The organism is Rhodopirellula europaea 6C, from assembly GCF_000338295.1.
GTDB lineage: Bacteria > Planctomycetota > Planctomycetia > Pirellulales > Pirellulaceae > Rhodopirellula > Rhodopirellula europaea.
This window is the reverse complement of sequence record NZ_ANMO01000211.1, coordinates 30,613-48,372: the sequence shown is the minus strand read 5'-3', so window position 1 is coordinate 48,372 and position 17,760 is coordinate 30,613. Positions and strand designations below refer to the sequence as shown.

At 56.6% G+C, this 17,760-nt stretch carries 13 protein-coding genes; 10 read left to right on the top strand and 3 right to left on the bottom strand.

The features are described 5' to 3' along the window. Positions 1 to 616: 616 nt before the first annotated feature. The 5 genes from RE6C_RS21375 to RE6C_RS21355 all read left to right on the top strand — a co-directional run bounded on the left by RE6C_RS21375 (position 617) and on the right by RE6C_RS21355 (position 4,862). Positions 617 to 1,204 carry a response regulator gene (locus tag RE6C_RS21375; RefSeq protein ID WP_007328727.1) on the top strand — a complete coding sequence of 196 codons (588 nt, stop codon included), beginning with the start codon at positions 617 to 619 and terminating at the stop codon, positions 1,202 to 1,204. Then, positions 1,191 to 2,522 (top strand): sensor histidine kinase, encoded by a 1,332-nt coding sequence (locus RE6C_RS21370; protein ID WP_008659976.1) that lies wholly within the window; start codon positions 1,191 to 1,193, stop codon positions 2,520 to 2,522. Before RE6C_RS21375 ends, RE6C_RS21370 begins: the two co-directional genes overlap by 14 nt. A gap of 114 nt (positions 2,523 to 2,636) precedes the next feature. After that, positions 2,637 to 4,136: an Asp-tRNA(Asn)/Glu-tRNA(Gln) amidotransferase subunit GatA gene (gene gatA, locus RE6C_RS21365; protein WP_008659975.1), complete on the top strand. Its 1,500-nt coding sequence runs from the start codon at positions 2,637 to 2,639 to the stop codon at positions 4,134 to 4,136. A gap of 39 nt (positions 4,137 to 4,175) precedes the next feature. Further along, complete coding sequence (gene hemP, locus RE6C_RS32625) at positions 4,176 to 4,436, top strand: hemin uptake protein HemP (protein WP_007331092.1); 261 nt, start codon at positions 4,176 to 4,178, stop codon at positions 4,434 to 4,436. A 15-nt stretch (positions 4,437 to 4,451) separates the two neighbouring features. Then, positions 4,452 to 4,862: a hypothetical protein gene (locus tag RE6C_RS21355; protein WP_008659971.1), complete on the top strand. Its 411-nt coding sequence runs from the start codon at positions 4,452 to 4,454 to the stop codon at positions 4,860 to 4,862. Between the two features lie 309 nt (positions 4,863 to 5,171). On the opposite strand, the gene RE6C_RS21350 is transcribed toward RE6C_RS21355, so the two are convergent. Then, positions 5,172 to 6,005 carry a hypothetical protein gene (locus tag RE6C_RS21350; RefSeq protein ID WP_008659969.1) on the bottom strand — a complete coding sequence of 278 codons (834 nt, stop codon included), beginning with the start codon at positions 6,003 to 6,005 and terminating at the stop codon, positions 5,172 to 5,174. Beyond that, positions 5,993 to 7,093 (bottom strand): ATPase, T2SS/T4P/T4SS family, encoded by a 1,101-nt coding sequence (locus tag RE6C_RS21345; RefSeq protein ID WP_008659968.1) that lies wholly within the window; start codon positions 7,091 to 7,093, stop codon positions 5,993 to 5,995. The genes RE6C_RS21350 and RE6C_RS21345 overlap by 13 nt, the downstream gene beginning before the upstream one ends. A 125-nt stretch (positions 7,094 to 7,218) precedes the next feature. Here RE6C_RS21345 and RE6C_RS21340 point away from each other — a divergent pair, with 125 nt between their 5' ends. From RE6C_RS21340 to RE6C_RS21315, 5 genes are all read left to right on the top strand, one after another. Then, positions 7,219 to 7,941 carry a hypothetical protein gene (locus RE6C_RS21340; protein ID WP_008659967.1) on the top strand — a complete coding sequence of 241 codons (723 nt, stop codon included), beginning with the start codon at positions 7,219 to 7,221 and terminating at the stop codon, positions 7,939 to 7,941. Positions 7,942 to 8,177: 236 nt separating this feature from the next. Further along, the gene (locus RE6C_RS21335; RefSeq protein ID WP_315852362.1) at positions 8,178 to 8,981 is read left to right on the top strand and encodes a menaquinone biosynthetic enzyme MqnA/MqnD family protein; all 804 of its coding nucleotides are present in this window, start codon (positions 8,178 to 8,180) and stop codon (positions 8,979 to 8,981) included. Beyond that, positions 8,981 to 10,138, top strand: coding sequence for a cyclic dehypoxanthinyl futalosine synthase (gene mqnC / locus RE6C_RS21330; RefSeq protein ID WP_008659965.1), 1,158 nt, complete (start codon positions 8,981 to 8,983; stop codon positions 10,136 to 10,138). Before RE6C_RS21335 ends, mqnC begins: the two co-directional genes overlap by 1 nt. Before the next feature lie 109 nt (positions 10,139 to 10,247). Beyond that, a complete protein-coding gene (gene malQ / locus RE6C_RS21325) occupies positions 10,248 to 11,765 on the top strand; it encodes a 4-alpha-glucanotransferase (RefSeq protein WP_008659963.1) in 1,518 nt (505 codons plus the stop codon). 488 nt (positions 11,766 to 12,253) lie between these two features. Beyond that, the gene (locus tag RE6C_RS21315) at positions 12,254 to 14,434 is read left to right on the top strand and encodes an RNA polymerase sigma factor (protein WP_008659962.1); all 2,181 of its coding nucleotides are present in this window, start codon (positions 12,254 to 12,256) and stop codon (positions 14,432 to 14,434) included. A gap of 291 nt (positions 14,435 to 14,725) precedes the next feature. Here the strand turns inward: RE6C_RS21315 and RE6C_RS21310 are convergent, their stop codons facing one another. Then, the gene (locus RE6C_RS21310) at positions 14,726 to 17,665 is read right to left on the bottom strand and encodes a PQQ-dependent sugar dehydrogenase (protein ID WP_008659960.1); all 2,940 of its coding nucleotides are present in this window, start codon (positions 17,663 to 17,665) and stop codon (positions 14,726 to 14,728) included. Positions 17,666 to 17,760 lie beyond the last annotated feature (95 nt).

Below are 17,760 nucleotides of genomic sequence, written 5' to 3'. Positions count from 1 at the left end.
GAGTGACGCCGTTCAGGCGTACGCGAGGGTGAGGGCCGAGCATTGGAAAGGGCGCCCGCTACCCTCCCCGGAATTCTCGCTGAACGCTCGCATTCCGACCCCTCCCGCTGCTCGGGCGGGGTTCTTAAGGCGTCACTGGCACAGCAATTAAAAACTGCACGACCTCCCAAGACCGTCGGGTCACTTACGACGGTCTTGGAAGACCATCGTACGATCGCTTGGTCTCGCTTTGACGGCGCTGAACGTCCTTCCGCCGGGAAAAGGGACGCAAACGCCTCGTAAAACGCAGGCAAATTCGCGTTCTCTGACAATCACCAGCCACTGCGCCGGTGAGCCGCCCAATCAACCTTGACCCATCTTGCCTGAACTGTATGATTTGCCGTAGTGGCAAGCCAGGGAAGTGCGGTCGCTTGTGACCCTTGCGAGTTCGGCGGATTTTAAGTGCGTTTGTGACTCTAGTGGGTTGAAGTGCTAGTGCATCATCCCCGCGGTTTTGCTAATTGGAGTGACGGAGTGAAGCTGGGTGCTTCGGTGAGAGTTTTCTCTGACCACTCACCGGCTTCGCGCTTTCCTCATTTCGGTATTGGGCTACCCCACAGGGAGGACGGTTCCCGCCATGACCACAAAAACGGTATTCACGACTGGCGAAGCAGCCAAGATCTGCAAAGTCAGTCAACAGACGATCATCCGTTGTTTCGACAACGGTTCGCTGAAGGGTTTCCGTGTCCCAGGAAGCAAGTTCCGACGGATCCCCCGTGAGCAGTTGTTTCTGTTCATGAAGGACAACGGGATCCCAACCGATGCCTTGGAAAGCGGTAAAAAGAAACTGCTGATCGTCGATGACGACCAAGACTTGGTCGACTTGATGCAGGACGGATTTCAACGCGATGCTCGGTTCGACATCCGCACCGCCAACAACGGCTTTGACGCCGGGATGGGTGTGAAGGAATTTCGGCCTGACCTCGTGATCCTCGACGTTATGCTTCCCGATATCAATGGGAAGGAAGTTTGCCAAAGAGTCCGCAGTGATCCATCGATGGACACCGTGAAGATTCTGTGCATCTCGGGGATGGTCGAGCACAGCAAGGTCGACGGTTTGAAAGCCGCCGGTGCCAACGACTTCATGCAGAAGCCGTTCTCGATTGACGACTTGGTCGGCCGCGCTTGCACTTTGCTCGAAATGGATCGCGGTGTCATCGGCTGATCTGTTTGCCGGTTGGCTGCCTCCCATCGTCATCCAGCGTGACGAGGGGACGGCGAATCCATCGCACGAAGAACGCATTTGGTTACCGATGCGTTCCAGTTCGTCGGCAACATTGCTGCACGCGTTGGTTTCTCGCGACACCAGCGCCACGTTTCGGCGTCAGTTGCGAAATACACTTCGGCACGATCCCGCTCTGTGTCTATTCACTGCTGCAAAAGTGGTGCAAGAACACGAACGTGGTTGGCGTCCGATCGCGGGACAGTGGACCACCAAACAATTGGCGGATTGGTGGGTGCGTCATGGTGCAGAGATATGGGATGGCTCCGCTTTCCTGTCATGCCCTGACATCCAAACCGGCGAAAGCTTGCTGCAACGATTCATGCGACTGGATCAGCATTTCCAGACGCTGCCGTTTTCGCGTTGGCTGCTCGAATCCGATCTTTGGTGGAAAGCAGCGGGCTTGTCACGGCGATCCAGTATTTGCCAATCATTGCATTCGATCCGCTTGATCGACTCGGACCAATCCAAATCATCTTCGGAACCGATCAAACACGCGTCCAATCAAGATGCCCATGTGGCGTTCGGCAAAGTGACCGCCATGGCTGCGGAACGCGAACGCTTGCAGGGTGAGTTTTCAGATTCGCTCGAATCCGTAAGACGCGACCTGGCAAAGCAACTCGCGTACGGATTGTCTCACGAGATAAACAATCCACTGGCAAACATCGCGACGCGAGCTCAGGGATTGATCGCGTCGGCATCGGGAACCCAACAAGCGGACTCGTTGCAACGAATCGTCGACCAGTCCTACCGGGCTCACGCGATGATCGCGGACCTCATGTTCTACGCTCATCCACCTGAGCCGCAGTTTGAATCGGGATTCTCTGCGAAGCATGTTGTCGACGAAGTCATCACTCCGATGCGACCGTCGCTTCAACGCGATGCGATTTCTATCGATGTCGATGTGCCATCCTCGCTGAAGTGCGATGGGGACCCGAATATGTTTGGCGAGGCCATCCGGGCTTTGGTTCTCAACGCGATCGAGTCGATTGGCGTCGAAGGCCAAATCGTCATTTCCGTCGAAGCCGATTCCGACGCCAAACGCTGTCTGCTTCGAATTTCGGACAGTGGTCAGGGGCTGACGCCGGACGATGCCGCTCGTGCGTTTGATCCGTATTTCAGCGGACGAGAAGCCGGCCGCGGACTCGGCTTATCGCTTTGTCGCGTTCACCGGATTGCGGAACTTCACGGCGGGTCGATCCAATTGCATCCGGCATTGATAGGCTGCGTCGCCGAGCTTTCTTGGCCGATGCACGTCTGACGAGCCACTTGCGAAGTGTGAATCCAGCCGCATTCCAATCCGGCGTCGGATCGCCGATACTGCCGCCTCGCAAACCATTCACGCTCCTTTCCACGCGACCAAGACGGTTCGTTCATGTTGCATTCGGCCTCGGAAATTCTGAAACAGCTCGATTCCGGCGAAGTCACCGCAGTCGAGGTCATCGGACAATCTCTCGCAGCCATCCGAGCTTCTCAGCCGACGATCAATGCGTTCACGCACGTTGCCGAAGAAACCGCGATGCAAGCCGCGGAAGCCGTGGACGCCGACCGAAAAGCGGGCAAAACTCTGGGACCGTTGGCAGGCCTGCCCGTCGCGATCAAAGATGTCCTTTGCACCTCGGACATGCCGACCACCTGCTCTTCGAAGATGCTGGAAGGATTCATCCCGCCATACGATGCGACCGTGGTCGCTCGATTGAAAAACGCGGGTGCGATTGTCGTTGGCAAAACCAACATGGACGAATTCGCGATGGGTGCCAGCACCGAAACCAGCGCGATGGGTGTGACCGGCAACCCTTGGAACACCACCAAAACTCCCGGCGGAAGCAGCGGTGGAGCTGCCGCGGCGGTCGCGGCCGGCACCGTCCCACTCAGCTTGGGCACCGACACCGGAGGATCGATCCGGCAACCGGCAGCGTTCTGCGGCATCACGGGTTTGAAACCCACCTACGGTCGAGTCAGCCGGTATGGTTTGGTCGCGTTTGCCAGCAGCCTCGATCAAGCCGGCCCGATGGGTTGGTCGGTCGATGACGTCGCGATCGGACTGCAAGCGATGGCGGGTTACGATCCTCGTGACAGCACCTCGGTCAACGCGGAAGTTCCCGATTACACGCCCGCGATGGCGGCGGAAGACGTTCGCGGAATGCGAATCGGAGTCCTGCGAGAAGGCCTGGACCAAGACGGAGTTTCGCCCGCCATTCGCGACGCATTGGCTACCGCCGAGTCGGTGTTTCGCGAACAAGGTGCCGAAATTGTCGAAGTCGAATTGCCGCACAGCAAGTACTGGGTACCGACGTACTACGTCATCGCACCTTGCGAAGCGAGCAGCAATTTGTCGCGATTCGATGGAGCCCACTACGGGTATCGCGTTGCCGACGCCGAAATCGCCGCTGCCGACTCGGGGCCGCTCGAAGCGATGTATTCGCTCAGTCGCGCTGGTGGTTTTGGCAGCGAAGTCAAACGCCGAATCATGGTCGGCACGTACGCTTTGAGCGAAGGCTATTACGACGCGTACTACAACCAAGCTCTCAAGGTTCGTCGTCTGATCCGAAACGATTACGACGCAGCTTTCCAACAAGTCGACTTGATGCTCGGCCCGGTGACGCCATCGCCCGCGTTTGCGTTGAACGAGAAAAACGACGATCCGATCGCGATGTATTTGTGCGATTTGTTCACCGTCGGAGCCAACTTGGCGGGTGTGCCCGCGATTTCGCTGCCTGGTGGATTCGACGCGGATGGTTTGCCTGTCGGAGTGCAATTGCAGGCCCCGGTGATGGAAGAATCGCGTCTTTTGCGGGCCGGCAACGTGTTCCAAATGGCCAGCGATTTCCACACTCGCCGCCCGCCTACTTTTACTGCAAATCATTCGCAATAAGGTCTTGCCGCGACATTGCCGTCGACTTAGATTGGTCGCATGACTGATTCAAAACCTTCGTCGGCGACCGATCCTGCATGGGGAGAGATCCCAACTGGTTCGGTCGTGGAAGGTGTTCCGGCGGGCACGCCGGCGGTTGAATCGGTCCCCTCGGCGACAACGATGTCGACCGGTGGAATGCCAAAAATCATCCGATTCGAGGCCTTGGCACGTTGCGGTGGTGAAATCTGGATCGAAAACGAAGGCCAGATTTACCGGCTCCGCAAAACTCGCCAAGGCAAACTGATTCTGACGAAATGACCTTGGAATCCATCCGTGCATACCAGTGAAACGATTCTCGCAGTGATCCCCGGCGCGACCGAGCATGAGCGCATGGTGGTCGCGACGCGCTTCATCGAAATCGCCGAGCGATTGAAACTGCATTCGGAAGTTGTCGAAGCCGAACCAGAACGAGCTGACGACAGTCGCCCGTTTTGCGAGCAACTGACCAGCGTTCAATCGCAACCGATCGTGCTGCGTCAAGAAACATTCAGCGAAGCGGTGGGCTGGTTCACACAAAGCTGCGTCGAAATGAGCCGCGAGCAATGGGACATGATGCGTCGCACCATGGTTCCCGAAACAATGCCCGCCATCCGTCGCAAACGCACCGTCCGAAAGTTGAACGTGATGGACGCCGACACACCGTCGGTAATCCCATTCAAACCATCCCGAGCCGTCTCGGCTTAGCACGCTGCTTCAAGCTGAACTAAGGTCGTGCAGTTTGTCGATACCGCTTTTCGGCAGATTTCAGCATGACGCACCTCTCCCGAAAGAGAGTTTGGTCAGACGTCGAGCGACGCCGTTCAAGCGTACGCGAGGGTGAGGGCCGGGCATGAGAAGTGGCGCACGTCGCGATGAGGCTTGGCCGTTAAGGGCGGTACGACGGAACAGTTGAAGACAACTGTTCTACTCTCATGTTCAGGCCGAAGGATTCCTGGCCTCATCCACTACGCCGAGCGTGGAAGTTTCGTTGCCTCATCCACTACGTTCGCGACTTCACTCGTCCAGCAACAACGCTTGCAAACGCGTCACCGCTTTCTGGAGTTGAGCCTTGGTTCGTAGGGGCGGAATTCGCTGGACGAACTTGGGGCTGACGCCTTTGGATTGCAGGAACTGTTTGAGCAGCTTTGGATCGCCATCGCGATACGCTTCCGCCGCGTGATGAACTCGTGGACCATAAGTCGCATCGAGCAACCGTTCGATGACCATCGACCAATAAGTCAACCAATCACTTTGCCGCTTCTCAACGGGATCGGGAACCGAATTGGCATCCTGAATCGAGTTCGTGTTGGCATCGCCGTCCGTGGAAGGCGTTTGTTCGTATTGGCGGATCTGCTGTTCGATTTCGCGCGGCCAACACGGATCCAACGTTGTCGCTTCGAAATGGGTGGCTTCTAAAAAACTGTCGCGTGGACATCGTTGCACATAGGCATCCAACAGCGATTGACGCCACGAACCTGGTTCGATGGGGCGTCCTTCGGTGATTTCCAAAGCGATCAGATTGCCCATCTCGACATAGACCGCTTCGACGGTGGCTTCGAACATCGCCGCCATCGCGGGTGCCGGGCGAGACGTCAGCAACGATGTGGCGACTCGTTCGAGCAGCCAAATCTTCTGCTGCGGTTCCCACATGTCGTACCAATGCGGCGGGTCAAACCCGACCACGGGGCCCGACAACGTGAACATCGAATCACTTTCGGCATCGTGCTCCACTTCCGCGGTGGGATTCAACTCATCGACCAACTGATCCACCATCATCGCGACCGTGCCGCGAAACAATTCAGCTTCGGGACCGACGAGACATCGATTTCCGTTGGTCAGGGGCCACATAGAAAGCTACCAGTCGAAGGAAAAAGCTTCTGCAATCGGCCCATGTCATTTTCGGACGCCAAAGCGGAACGTCGAACATCGTCAATTTCGATGCTGCGACACTCCGATCGGGAAAGGCCGTTCTGATGTATCAACAGGTTAATCTGTTCGGCGAGCGAGTGGCCAATTTGTCCCCAAGCTCGCAGTCGCAAAATCGCCGAAACAGGGTCACGGGCGTGAACGACCGCAAAAACACGCTGTCCCTCGAGCACCGAATGCAAACAAACTTCTGCCGACACGGGGCTGTTCAGGTCCGGAATGATGACTACAGAAGGGTCCGATTCGACCGATTCGCGTTGCAAGGGATTCCAACGGCTGGCGGGACGGCCATGCGTTTGACTGGACCAAACGCCCCACAATCGAGCCAATGGACTTTTGTCCAAACCCTTTCGCCCGCAATAAATCGTCAATCCGCTGTCCGCCACCAACTGTTTTTGCCATGCCGATCGCTCGGCGGCTTTCAGGTCGTAAGCGGTCAAATTCATTGGCGATGCGACCACGGTCTTTTCCACGGGGGGAGGCTGCGGGATCGATTGACGTTGAGCCTTCTTCAATTCAGTCGCCGATGCCGCCGAAGAAGTTGCTGTCGCATCAGCAGTTTTCGACGGCGGATTCTGCTCGCCAAACAGTTCCTGGCAGGCTCGGCGAACGACGGTCGCTCGAGCAAACAGCGGCCGCATTTGCAAACCGCTGATTCGTCTGACTTCGTCGGCCAACAGCAATGCAGACGGGGACGCGATCGCGACTTCGAGGCTGTGATCCTGCACCGCCAACGGAACCACTTCGTGCTTTTCGCAAAAGTCAGCCGGCAGACATTGTTTGAGACGACGATCGACAGGAATCGCCAAACCGCTGGGCGGTTCAAACAACGGCAACAAGTAATGCGACGCGTAGACCGACGCCAGCTTGGATTCGTCGGTCAGACCGCATTGGTCAGCCAACTGTTCCTCGAGTGGTTCTTCCTCGTGGCTGGTGTCCTCCAGTTGCCCCCACATTTCGTCCAACCAACCGACCGACGGTTGGCTGAAATCGACTGAAGTTAGATTCATGGTGCCATTTCTTAGATGCTGAATAAGTGCCTTATCGAAACAGATAGGTCGATTCCCTCCAGCGGGCTTGACGAATCACGGGGTTCGCCAGAGAACCACGCGGTCTGGCTTCGCTGCTGAACGGATTGTTCGGATTCTGCGATCTATTCCGACACGCATTCGCACCCGACTCGTCCTCGATTGACCCGCCCGACATGCTGACACCGATCGAATTGCCTTCCGGTTTGGACTCGACCGAAATCCCGACCGAAATTCACGCCATGGTACACGGCGTGAAGCAACGAATCGAAGCATTCCAGGATCGCTGGGACCGCCCCCAAATCGAATTGTTCGTGGCGGCGGATTACTTGCACGTTTATCAGACGATGCGGTGGGTGGCCGAATCACAAATGCTGAACAATTCGCGGTTCGTCGAATGGGGCTGCGGTTTCGCGGCGATCACGTGGCTGGCCGCCGCGGTGGGATGGGATGCGATCGGCATCGAGTCCGAACCAGAATTGATCCGCCAGGGCAAAACGACGCTGAGCGATTGGCAAGAAACCTTGGCCTCGATACCGAAATCAGGCCCCACCCCCGAATTAGTCAGAGGCAACTTCTTGCCCGAAGGATCCGAAACGCTTGCGGAAGACCCAACGCTCCCCAGCCTGGGTCACTCCATCGAATCGGCCTACTCGTCAATCGGTTTGGACGTGGAGGACTTCGGAATCTTCTACAGCTACCCTTGGCCGGGCGAAGACGACTTCCACGAGTATGTCTTCCATCGCTACGCGGCCTATGGAGCAGTCATGGTGCTTTTCAAAGGCCCCAACGAAATGCGAGTTTGGCGAAAAACCCGTGGCCGAAGCTGAACCGGGTTGCCGGCCTCCGTTCGCCGCGGTTATCAACACGGACCAAGTTCTCCCAGTAAACCCCACCAATCATCTGCCCTGTACGATGGCCTTCAAAAGCCGTCGCAGTTCCCCCGGTATGTACGATGGCCTTCCAAGGCTGTCGATTCATTTGCGTTGGTATTTCAAAGCCGTCGATTCGACCCGCGACGGCCTCGGAAGGCAATCGTACGAACTCCTCCAACCCTGAAACGATCATGCTCCGCCTCGGTGCAGTTTCCTATCTGAACACAAAGCCGTTGATTGAAACGCTGCCAGAGCGTTTGGGCCAATCGGGCGAATTGCGTTTGGACCTGCCATCGCGGTTGGCTCGCGATTTAGCGGCGGGAGAACTGGACATCGCACTGATCCCCAGCGTCGAATATTTCCGCGGCGGCGATGAGTATGAGATCATCTCCGACGCCGCGATCGCGTGTCGCGGCCCGGTATGGAGCGTGCGGGTGCTCAGTCGCGTGCCGATGAACAAAGTCCGCACGCTGGCTTTGGACGAAGGCAGCCGCACCAGCGCCGCGATGTCGCAAGTCTTGTTGGCGGAGATGCACGGGCTGCGACCTGAAACGGTTCCTTTCCCGATCGGATCCTCACCAGACGAAATCGACGCCGACGCTTTGTTGATGATCGGCGATCGAGCCATGCATCCGGCTCCAGGCAAATACCAAGAAATCTGGGACCTCGGCGATCGATGGTGCCGCTGGACGGAATTGCCGTTCGTGTTTGCCATGTGGGTGGCGAGGCGATCCGCCGTCGCGGATCCTCAGATCCGCCAGAGGATCGAAGACGCATTGAATGTGTCTCGAGACGAGGGATTGCAGCAATTCGAGACCATCGCCAAACGCGAAGCCGCTGGTCACGGTCTGACGATTGAGGACCTGCACCGCTACTTCGCAGAGAATCTTCACTTCCAACTCGGCAACGGCGAACGATCGGGGCTGGCAGCCTTTCGCGAAAAAGCCGAACATCTGGGGCTGGTCCCCGCTTCCCACTCACCTTTGCAAGATTGATGAACGCACCCGCCAACTCATCTGCCGTCCACGACATTCTCGCCAAAGCCGTCGCTGGGGATCGGCTGACATCCGCCGAAGGTTTAACGTTGCTGGAAAGCCACGACTTGGCGGCGATCGGTGCCGCGGCCGAAAAAGTTTCGCGAGCCAAGCACCCCGAGCCCTACCGAACTTACAACGTCGATCGGAACATCAACTACACCAACGTCTGCACCGCGGTGTGTGACTTCTGCGCGTTCTATCGCGGCCCCAAAAGTGACGAAGGCTACGTGCTGCCTCGCGAAGTGCTGCTGCAGAAGATCCAAGAGACGGTCGACCTGGGCGGCAATCAGATCTTGCTGCAAGGCGGCCTGCATCCAAAGTACAAACTCGATTGGTACGAGGAGATGCTGCGGGACATCAAGTCACGCTTTCCCGAGGTGAACGTTCACGGATTCTCACCACCGGAATTGCATCACTTTACCAAGGTCAACAACCTCCCGCTTCGCGACGTTCTTTCACGGTTGAAGGACGCTGGACTAGGAAGCGTCCCCGGCGGCGGTGCCGAGATTCTCACCGATCGCGTGCGCAACGAAATCACTCGCGGCAAAGTCATGACGGATGACTGGTTGAACGTCATGCGAGTGTGGCACGAACTGGGCGGCATCAGTTCCAGCACGATGATGTTTGGTCATGTCGAAACGCTGGCTGAACGAATCGAGCATCTTGAACGGTTGCGAAGTTTGCAGGATGAAACCGGTGGCTTCACCGCCTTCATTTGTTGGACGTTCCAACCCGACAACACCGACATGTCCGACGTGCGACCGACCGGTTCGTTTGAATATCTGAAAATGTTGGCCGTCTCGCGATTGTTTTTGGACAACATTCCAAACCTTCAAAGTAGTTGGGTCACGCAAGGTTTGAAGATTGGGCAAATGGCGTTGATGTTTGGTGCCAACGACATGGGAAGTCTCATGATCGAAGAAAACGTCGTTGCCGAAGCCGGAACGGTGCACTATCTGTCACTACAGCAAATTCGCGAAGCGATCGAGGAGCTTGGCTTCGTCCCCCGCCAGCGTGATGTGCATTACAACCTCGTGGACGAAAGCTTGGAAGCAAAAGCCATTCAGGCAAACGGGGAACAATCGGCAAGAGAGTTGGTCCAATTGGCGGTTTGACCGAAGTCCGGTAGTCTTCTTAAAAGTGGTGCGGAAGTTGCCCTGTGTTCAACACGAGGCCAAAAACTTCCGATTCAACCGACCGACTATCGCCAACTAGATCTCACGCATGCGTTTCCCGCGATCCTCCGGCATTCTTTGTCACATCACCAGTTTGCCATCGGAATTGGGCATTGGTGATCTTGGTGCTGCGGCGTACGAGATGGTCGACTTCTTGCACGCGGCTGGCCAATCAATTTGGCAGATCTTGCCGCTCAGTCCTCCTGCTTATGGCAACTCACCCTACAGCGCCTACTCGGCGTTTGGGGGCAACGCGTTGTTAATCAGCTTGGAGTCATTGGTCGACGAAGGTTTGCTCGAAGCATCCGACCTGGAAGGCTTCACGCAGAGCGATCCAGCATGCGTCGACTTCGGTGCGGTCAACGAGTTCAAGCACGCCAGACTCAAACTCGCGTACGAACGCTACCTCGCCAAGCCACCACGTGAACTGAAGATCGCGTTCGAGTTATTCTTGGACGCGAACGATTGGTGGCTCGATGAGTTTTCCTTGTTCGAAGTTTTCTTGAACAAGTTCGAAGAATCGAATTGGTCGAAGTGGCCCGATCCCATCAGTCGTCGCGAACCCGACGCACTAGGACAAGCTCGCCAAGAGATGTCACGCGAGATCGACTATTCTCGCTTTCAACAGTTCTTGTTCGATCGCCAATGGAACCAACTGAAGACATACGCCAACGAACGACAAGTTCAACTGTGCGGTGACATGCCGATTTTCGTCGCTTACGAGAGCGCCGATGTCTGGGGCAACCAAGACATGTTCGCGTTGAACGAAGATGGAACGCCAAAGTTGGTCGCCGGTGTGCCGCCAGACTACTTCAGCGAAACCGGTCAGCTCTGGGGCAACCCTCAATACGATTGGGATGCACTCGAGAATGCCAACTACGCTTGGTGGACCGCGCGTTTCCGTCGTTCGTTGGAACAGTTTGATCTGCTCCGAGTCGACCACTTCCGCGGCTTCGAAGCTTATTGGGAAGTTCCCTACGGTGCCGAAACCGCGATCGGCGGTCAGTGGCGAACCGGCCCCGGCGCGAAACCGTTCCGCGCCGCCGAAAAAGAACTCGGCGAACTTCCGTTCATCGCCGAAGACTTGGGGATGATCACCGACGCCGTGCACGAACTGCGTGAAGAACTTGGGTTCCCGGGCATGCGAGTGCTCCAGTTCGGATTCGCGACCATGGAAGATGATTTCCATCGTCCATCGACCTACCCCGAATCTTGCGTGGCCTACACCGGTACCCACGACAACGACACGGTGATGGGTTGGTACCACCTGCGAACGCCACCCGAAGAAGGCGACGATCCTCTCGCCGAAGTCGTGACCAGCGACCACGACGTGCACTGGCAATTGATCGATGCGGTCATGTCATCGGCCGCTGAAATCGCAATCGTCCCCATTCAAGATGTATTGGGTCTGGGGAACGAAGCCCGAATGAATTTGCCTGGCATCGCCGACGGCAACTGGGCATGGCGTTTGTCACCGCAAGCGTTGACGCAAGAACACGCCGACCGTCTCGCATCGCTGTGTCAACAACGAGGCCGCCTCACTCACGAAGTCCCCAGCGTCAGCTAAACCTGTAGTACGGTGGTCCCCCACCGTGACCAAGCGCAAACCAAAGCATTCGCCCACCCGCACTTTCCCGGTCACTCCATCGCCCCGGATCGAACGAAGTGAGCCCCAGAGTAGAGCGATTGTCCTCAGTAATTCCTTCTTCAAGCTCACCACCGCCAACCAGCGTTTCATCGCGTTCAACGTTCCAAACATTCGCGTCAAGCTTCGAAGCGAATCTCTCCGGGCACACAAACAGTTGAGACAACTGATTGACTCTTGCGCTCGTCTCGGTGGGGGACCACCGAGCTACAGGTTGTTGAACGCTCAAAGTTTCTTTTCTTCGAATTTCTGATTTTTTGCGCGCCGTGGAGGCATCTCGTCCCACTGTCTTCTTGAACAAGCGATGATCAGAAGAGGCGTTTTTGCTTCCGCGCACAACCGTCACATCGATTCAGAGCATATCACGACGCTGCAGCCTCGATATTCGGCCGGAAAGGAAAGGGACGATCATGCCCAGCGAAAATTCCACCATCGAACCCCCGGATTCGATTCCGCCACCAGTCACCCCGGACGCGAGTCCAGACCAATCGATTGCTGGTTCCTGCGACACGATAATCGCGGACCGTTGGGATGACCTCAATTCCACCGACGCGGATTTATTGGACGCTTGGGTCACGGACAACTGCATCGAAGCCCTCGACACGTTGGTTCGACGTTACGCCCAAATGGTTCTCAGCGTTTGCATCCGGCGGTGCCACAATCGGTCGGACGCCGACGATGCCATGCAGACAACGTTTTTATACCTCACCCAATCGGCGAAGAAGATTCGAAGTCCCGATCGGTTGGCCGGATGGCTGCACCGTGTCGCCCAACGCGCCAGCATCGCGACCATGATGTCACCCGAACACTCGCAGCAAGATCTATCGGATGTTCCTTCCAAACCGGTCGATCCTTTGGAACGACTTACACTTCGTCATCAAGCGATCGTGCTGGACGAGGAGTTGTCGGAACTGCCCGAAAAATACCGATCCGCAATTGTGCTGCACCTTCAACAAGGCATCACGGTCAACGAAACCGCGAAACGGATGGGTACCACTGAAGGCACCGTTCGTGGGTGGCTGGCGCGGGGCAAGCAACGTCTTTGTCGACAACTGCGACTTCGCGGGGTCGCACCAATGGCGGCTTGGGCCGCTGCCCACGCCTGGAGTGCCACCGACGCGATGGCCACGCAAGCCACCTTCAAACTCACATCCTCACCAACGATGCCCCATCCAACTTGCGAACCAGACGCCGCCCCAGGCGCAGACTCTGGCAACTCCCATTGGGCCAATCGTTCGTCATCCTCCCACTTCTCCGCTCTTGAATCTCATCTAGCACAAGGAATCGCTACTATGCCTATTGTCCCAGTACTTGGCTCCACCGCTGCGGTTGGATTGGCCTTGCTAGTCGCTTTCGCGGTTCCCGTGGGCGACGACGAGACAGGACGCAACGCCAGTGTTCTGACCTTCGCGACACCGGACGCAGACTCTTCCACCACACTAGCGCAATTCACGCAAAATGCGCAAGCGAACAATCTGAACGCCGGGACCCACGCGGAAACTTCGGACGTTCAATCGGTGCCTGCTCCCGTTCGGCCGACACCGCCCACGCCACCGATTCCCCCCACGCCGCCCGTACCAACAAATGGCACCAGCCTGGTTGCGAAGCGAGTGGCGGAAACATTGGATCAGCCAACGTCACTTTCATTCGAATCCAACATTCGTTCGCTACCAGAAACACTGCAAAACTTGATTCGGACGCCAGTCTTGCTCGACGAACAAGCCATGACGCTGGGACAGATCGACATCGACAGCCTTCATGTTCAGTTCGATTCGAAGGGCGATCAACCGCTTCGAACCTTGCTTCGAAAAGCTTTAGAACCTGCCGGTTTGAAGGCGATCGTTGATGACGACGGTCTGCTGATCACAGCCGACATGACCGTACTGACGCGCAAAGGTGTTTCGACGGATCGATGGTTGGACATGACGCCTGAAGAAGAGAAGAAGTACGATGAGATCATGGACAAAAAGGTTTCCTACAATTTTGTGCATACCCCGTTGCACGACGCGATTCGCTTGATGTCCGAAGACGTCGATTTCGCAATCCTGGTCGACAAGATTTCCTTGGAAGAGATTGGGCTGTCAACCGACGTCCCTTTGGATATTTCGATTCAATCGGTTTCCTTTCGATCTTTCCTTCGCCTGATGCTGCGTCCTCTCGGACTCACATATCAATTTAAGGATGAGGTTTTGCAAATCACAACCATGGAAGCTAGCGATGCTAGTCTTCGGCAACGATTGTATTTCCTGGAAGGCACCGGCCTGCCTCGAGGTGGCGACGTTGGCACGATCGAGATGATCACCTCCACCATTCAGCCCGACGCATGGGAGGTACTCGGGGGCTACTCCACGATCAGCTCAGTCAATCACTCGCGAGAGGGCCGTCCCGCGTTGCTGGTCAGCACAACCGACGAAGTGCACAAAGAAGTCGAAGATCTGATGCGTGCTCTTCGCGAAACACACACCGGCGAAGACCCTCGCCTGTCTGACGAAGAATATCAGCAGCAACAAAAAAACAGAACGCAGACAATCGGGGGTGGAATGTCAGGCAGTGGAGGCGGAGACGGTGGTGGCGGTGGCGGAATGTTCTGAACACGGCAACCCTTGGGGCGAACCAACGGAAGATCCTGCACCAGAGTAGAACGATTGTCCCCAATTGTTCCGTCTGCAAGCTCACCACCGCCAACCAGCGTTTCATCCACGGCAACGCTCGAACTATTCGCGTCACGCTTCCGAGCAACCTGCCTCGAGCACGCGAACAGTCGTGACAACGGTTCGAATCTCATGCTCGTCTCGGTGGGGGACCACCGAGCTACAGGTTTACTCTCGTGGGGCGCACCGACAAACGAGTTGTCCGACATTAGAACAACTCCACGCGACGCATCAATTCGAAGCCGGCAACTCACCGGCTTCGTTCGTTTGCATGAGAAACTCGAGCAAGTCCGCAACCTCTTGTGGCGTCATCGCCGAAAGCAAACCCGCCGGCATCTGCGATTGCTCATTCGGCTTTTTCAATTCGATGTCCTCGGAATGCAGCGTCGTCTTGATTCCGTCGGCATGCTGTACGACCACGGCTTCACCGTCCTCCCGAAGTATGCGACCAACGATCAACTCACCGTCCACCGTCAAGATCGTGTGGCTTCTCCATTCCGGTTCGATCTTTTCACTCGGTTCGACGATTCCTCGAAGCACCTCCAAACGCGTTCGACGTTTGCCGATTCCCGCCAGCGACGGTCCAACATCTTTTCCCAATCCACCGATACGATGACACTGTCGACATTGCGACGCCGCGGATTCGTAGAACCACTGCAACCCTCGCTGCGCATTCCCCTCCAAAGCCAGCAGGGCGTCCACGTCGGGAGTATCACCCACCAAAAGTTTGCGTTGCCCAGGATCGATCCAAGGTTGCATCAGACCAAGTACCACCGGCGATTGCGAGACACTCTCCTCGATCAGCATTTCAGATACGATCGTCTTCGATTGCTCCGGTGAAGCTTGAACAAGCTCTCGCCACAACAACATCGTTTGCAACGTCTCATTCGACTCTTCAGCGGAGGCCTCGGTCTGATCAGAATCGACTGGCATCGATTCCACCCAGTCCCAAAGCATCTTGGCACCGGCCAGATCCACGGCTGAGCAACCGACGCGAGGCATTTTCCCCGGACCGCCGGTGGCGACACGATAGATCAATGCGGATCGCTCAGGATGCCCCGGTTCAATGACCTTGGTGTTGGCTCCCAAACCAAAGTCGCCCTGGGCAGCGGGAACTCCCAGCAACGCGGTTTGGTCCAGTGGCCGAATGTGTCTCAGATCCATCTTCGATGTCGCACCACCGGCGGGCCGATGACAGTGCGCACAATTGGAATGCAGATACGATCGAGCCCTTTGTTCGAGCGGTTCGTCTGTGTGATAAGCGTTCACCATCTCATGGCCTGCTTTCACTTTGGCTTGCACCAAAAACCCGGCTTGCGCTAGTTCAGACCAAGATCCCGGACCGCTCTCGTCACGCAGGTTCTCAGGCACCAATGATGCGGCACCGGGATTGGCAACGTTGTGACAGGTGACACAAACAGCACGTGGATAGAAACGATGCTCCCAATCACGCTGTCCCCAAATGGGATCGTCCACACGGAAAGTCTGTGTGGCTCCCATCGCGGGTACCAGCGTCGCGTCGGTTTGATCTTCGTTCCACGCGAACGTGGTGGGATTCCAGTTCAATCCGTCATAAGACAACACCTGGGTCTCCAACCGAATCTCTTTGGAATCACCTGAAGCATCCAATATGTCACGGATCAATGTGTTCGCAAATACGGTCCCGGGCACGTACCGTTTCCGCATCGGATTGATCGGATCTTGACCGGGGATCCCAACAAACCGGACCGTACGAATTCCATCGCGAAACATCGTGGAGGCGGGGCGGTAGGCGACGACGCCGGGGTTGGGAATCAAGTTTTTCGTGTCCGAGAACAATCCCGTTTCGCTCAGTCGTTTTGGGAACGCTTCGTAGTCATCGACCGACTCGTTGCTGCTCAACCGATACAGACCACCGGAATGATCCACCAACAAAATCTCTGACGATGAATCGTTCTGGCTGACAAAGAAGTCAATGATCTTCAATCCGGTGCTCGCAATCTTTCGCGGCACCGGTGGTTTGCCCGTTGTCGCTTTGGACTGCGTGTCGATCGACCAGACATTCCCATTCATGAAGCATCCGCAAAGGTATTCACCGGCCAGCGAAACATCGTCGGCAGCGCAAAGTGCATCGGCGGGAACGAAGACGCCACCGGTGATGGATTGCGATTCGCTGCGTGGAAACACCACCTCGGGCAAGATCACTTTGCCGGGGCCGGGAGCTTGCTCGAGGTCCACCGGATGAGGCCCTTCGTAGAGACTCCATCCATGGTTCCCGCCGGGAACGATCCGGTGCACCATCTCGCAGCGTTCCCAACCAACATCGGCGACCCAAAGATCATCGGTCGCGGGATCGAACGCGGCGCGAAAACCATTCCGTAATCCAAACGCGAAGATCTCTCCGCGGGCTCCTTCGACATCAACGAACGGATTGTCATCGGGAATGCGATACGGCAGTGTCGCTCCGTCCGCCAACTCACTCGTTTGATCCACATCGATTCGAAGCACACTGCCGCGAAGATCGCTGATGTCCTGCGCCGCTTTGTTGACGTCCGGCGGGAAGGGCAACGATCCATCGCCGGTCGTGATGTACAGCAACCCATCCGGTCCGAAGTTCAGCGACGCACCGATGTGATCGCCGGAAGGATACGAAAGCAAATCCAATCGCGATTCGGGATCGATTGACGGCACGCTGTTCGGCGAGTCAGCATCGAATTCGTTCGCCGTTGGCAAACTCATTTCAAATCGCGAAACGCGCGTGCCGCCTTCGACGTCGTGCGGACGGATCGACCAAACAACATAGAGATAGCCATTGGTTTTAAAATCTGGATGCAGTGTCAGATCTCGCGCCGCCGCAAACTGTTCGTCGGTGTGTGTTTGATTGGCTTTGTTGATATCCAATGCCAAATCCATCGACTCGACATCGTCTCGATTCTCGAACGTATGCACTTGGCCGTTCTGCAGCAGCACCAAACGTCGGTTCGTGCCGGGCAAATCCATCGCCGTGATCGGTGAACGCAAAACGAGGTTTGGATGAACGCGCTGCACCGTCAGCGGCAACGGAGGTTCCGGAGTCCCCTGCAATCGAGAATCGTTCCAAGCCGGGCGATCCGCTGCGGAATTCGTGCAGCAGTACAACAGCGTCAAAAGTGCGACGGGGAGGATTTGCCCGAAGGATTTCGTCAGCAACATGGGGATGATAAGCCGGCGGAGGGATGAGGAGGACGTGCCCATCTTAACCCAAGCGATGCACAAACCCCCACGTCTGTGGACTTCCCCGGGTGGTG

Bases quoted from the DNA above. Each gene is read 5' to 3' on its own strand.
- RE6C_RS21375 (WP_007328727.1), top strand. From the start codon at position 617: ATGACCACAAAAACGGTATTCACGACTGGCGAAGCAGCCAAGATCTGC.
- gatA (WP_008659975.1), top strand. From the start codon at position 2,637: ATGTTGCATTCGGCCTCGGAAATTCTGAAACAGCTCGATTCCGGCGAA.
- hemP (WP_007331092.1), top strand. From the start codon at position 4,176: ATGACTGATTCAAAACCTTCGTCGGCGACCGATCCTGCATGGGGAGAG.
- RE6C_RS21350 (WP_008659969.1), bottom strand. From the start codon at position 6,005: ATGTGGCCCCTGACCAACGGAAATCGATGTCTCGTCGGTCCCGAAGCT.
- RE6C_RS21345 (WP_008659968.1), bottom strand. From the start codon at position 7,093: ATGAATCTAACTTCAGTCGATTTCAGCCAACCGTCGGTCGGTTGGTTG.
- RE6C_RS21335 (WP_315852362.1), top strand. From the start codon at position 8,178: ATGCTCCGCCTCGGTGCAGTTTCCTATCTGAACACAAAGCCGTTGATT.
- mqnC (WP_008659965.1), top strand. From the start codon at position 8,981: ATGAACGCACCCGCCAACTCATCTGCCGTCCACGACATTCTCGCCAAA.
- malQ (WP_008659963.1), top strand. From the start codon at position 10,248: ATGCGTTTCCCGCGATCCTCCGGCATTCTTTGTCACATCACCAGTTTG.
- RE6C_RS21315 (WP_008659962.1), top strand. From the start codon at position 12,254: ATGCCCAGCGAAAATTCCACCATCGAACCCCCGGATTCGATTCCGCCA.
- RE6C_RS21310 (WP_008659960.1), bottom strand. From the start codon at position 17,665: ATGTTGCTGACGAAATCCTTCGGGCAAATCCTCCCCGTCGCACTTTTG.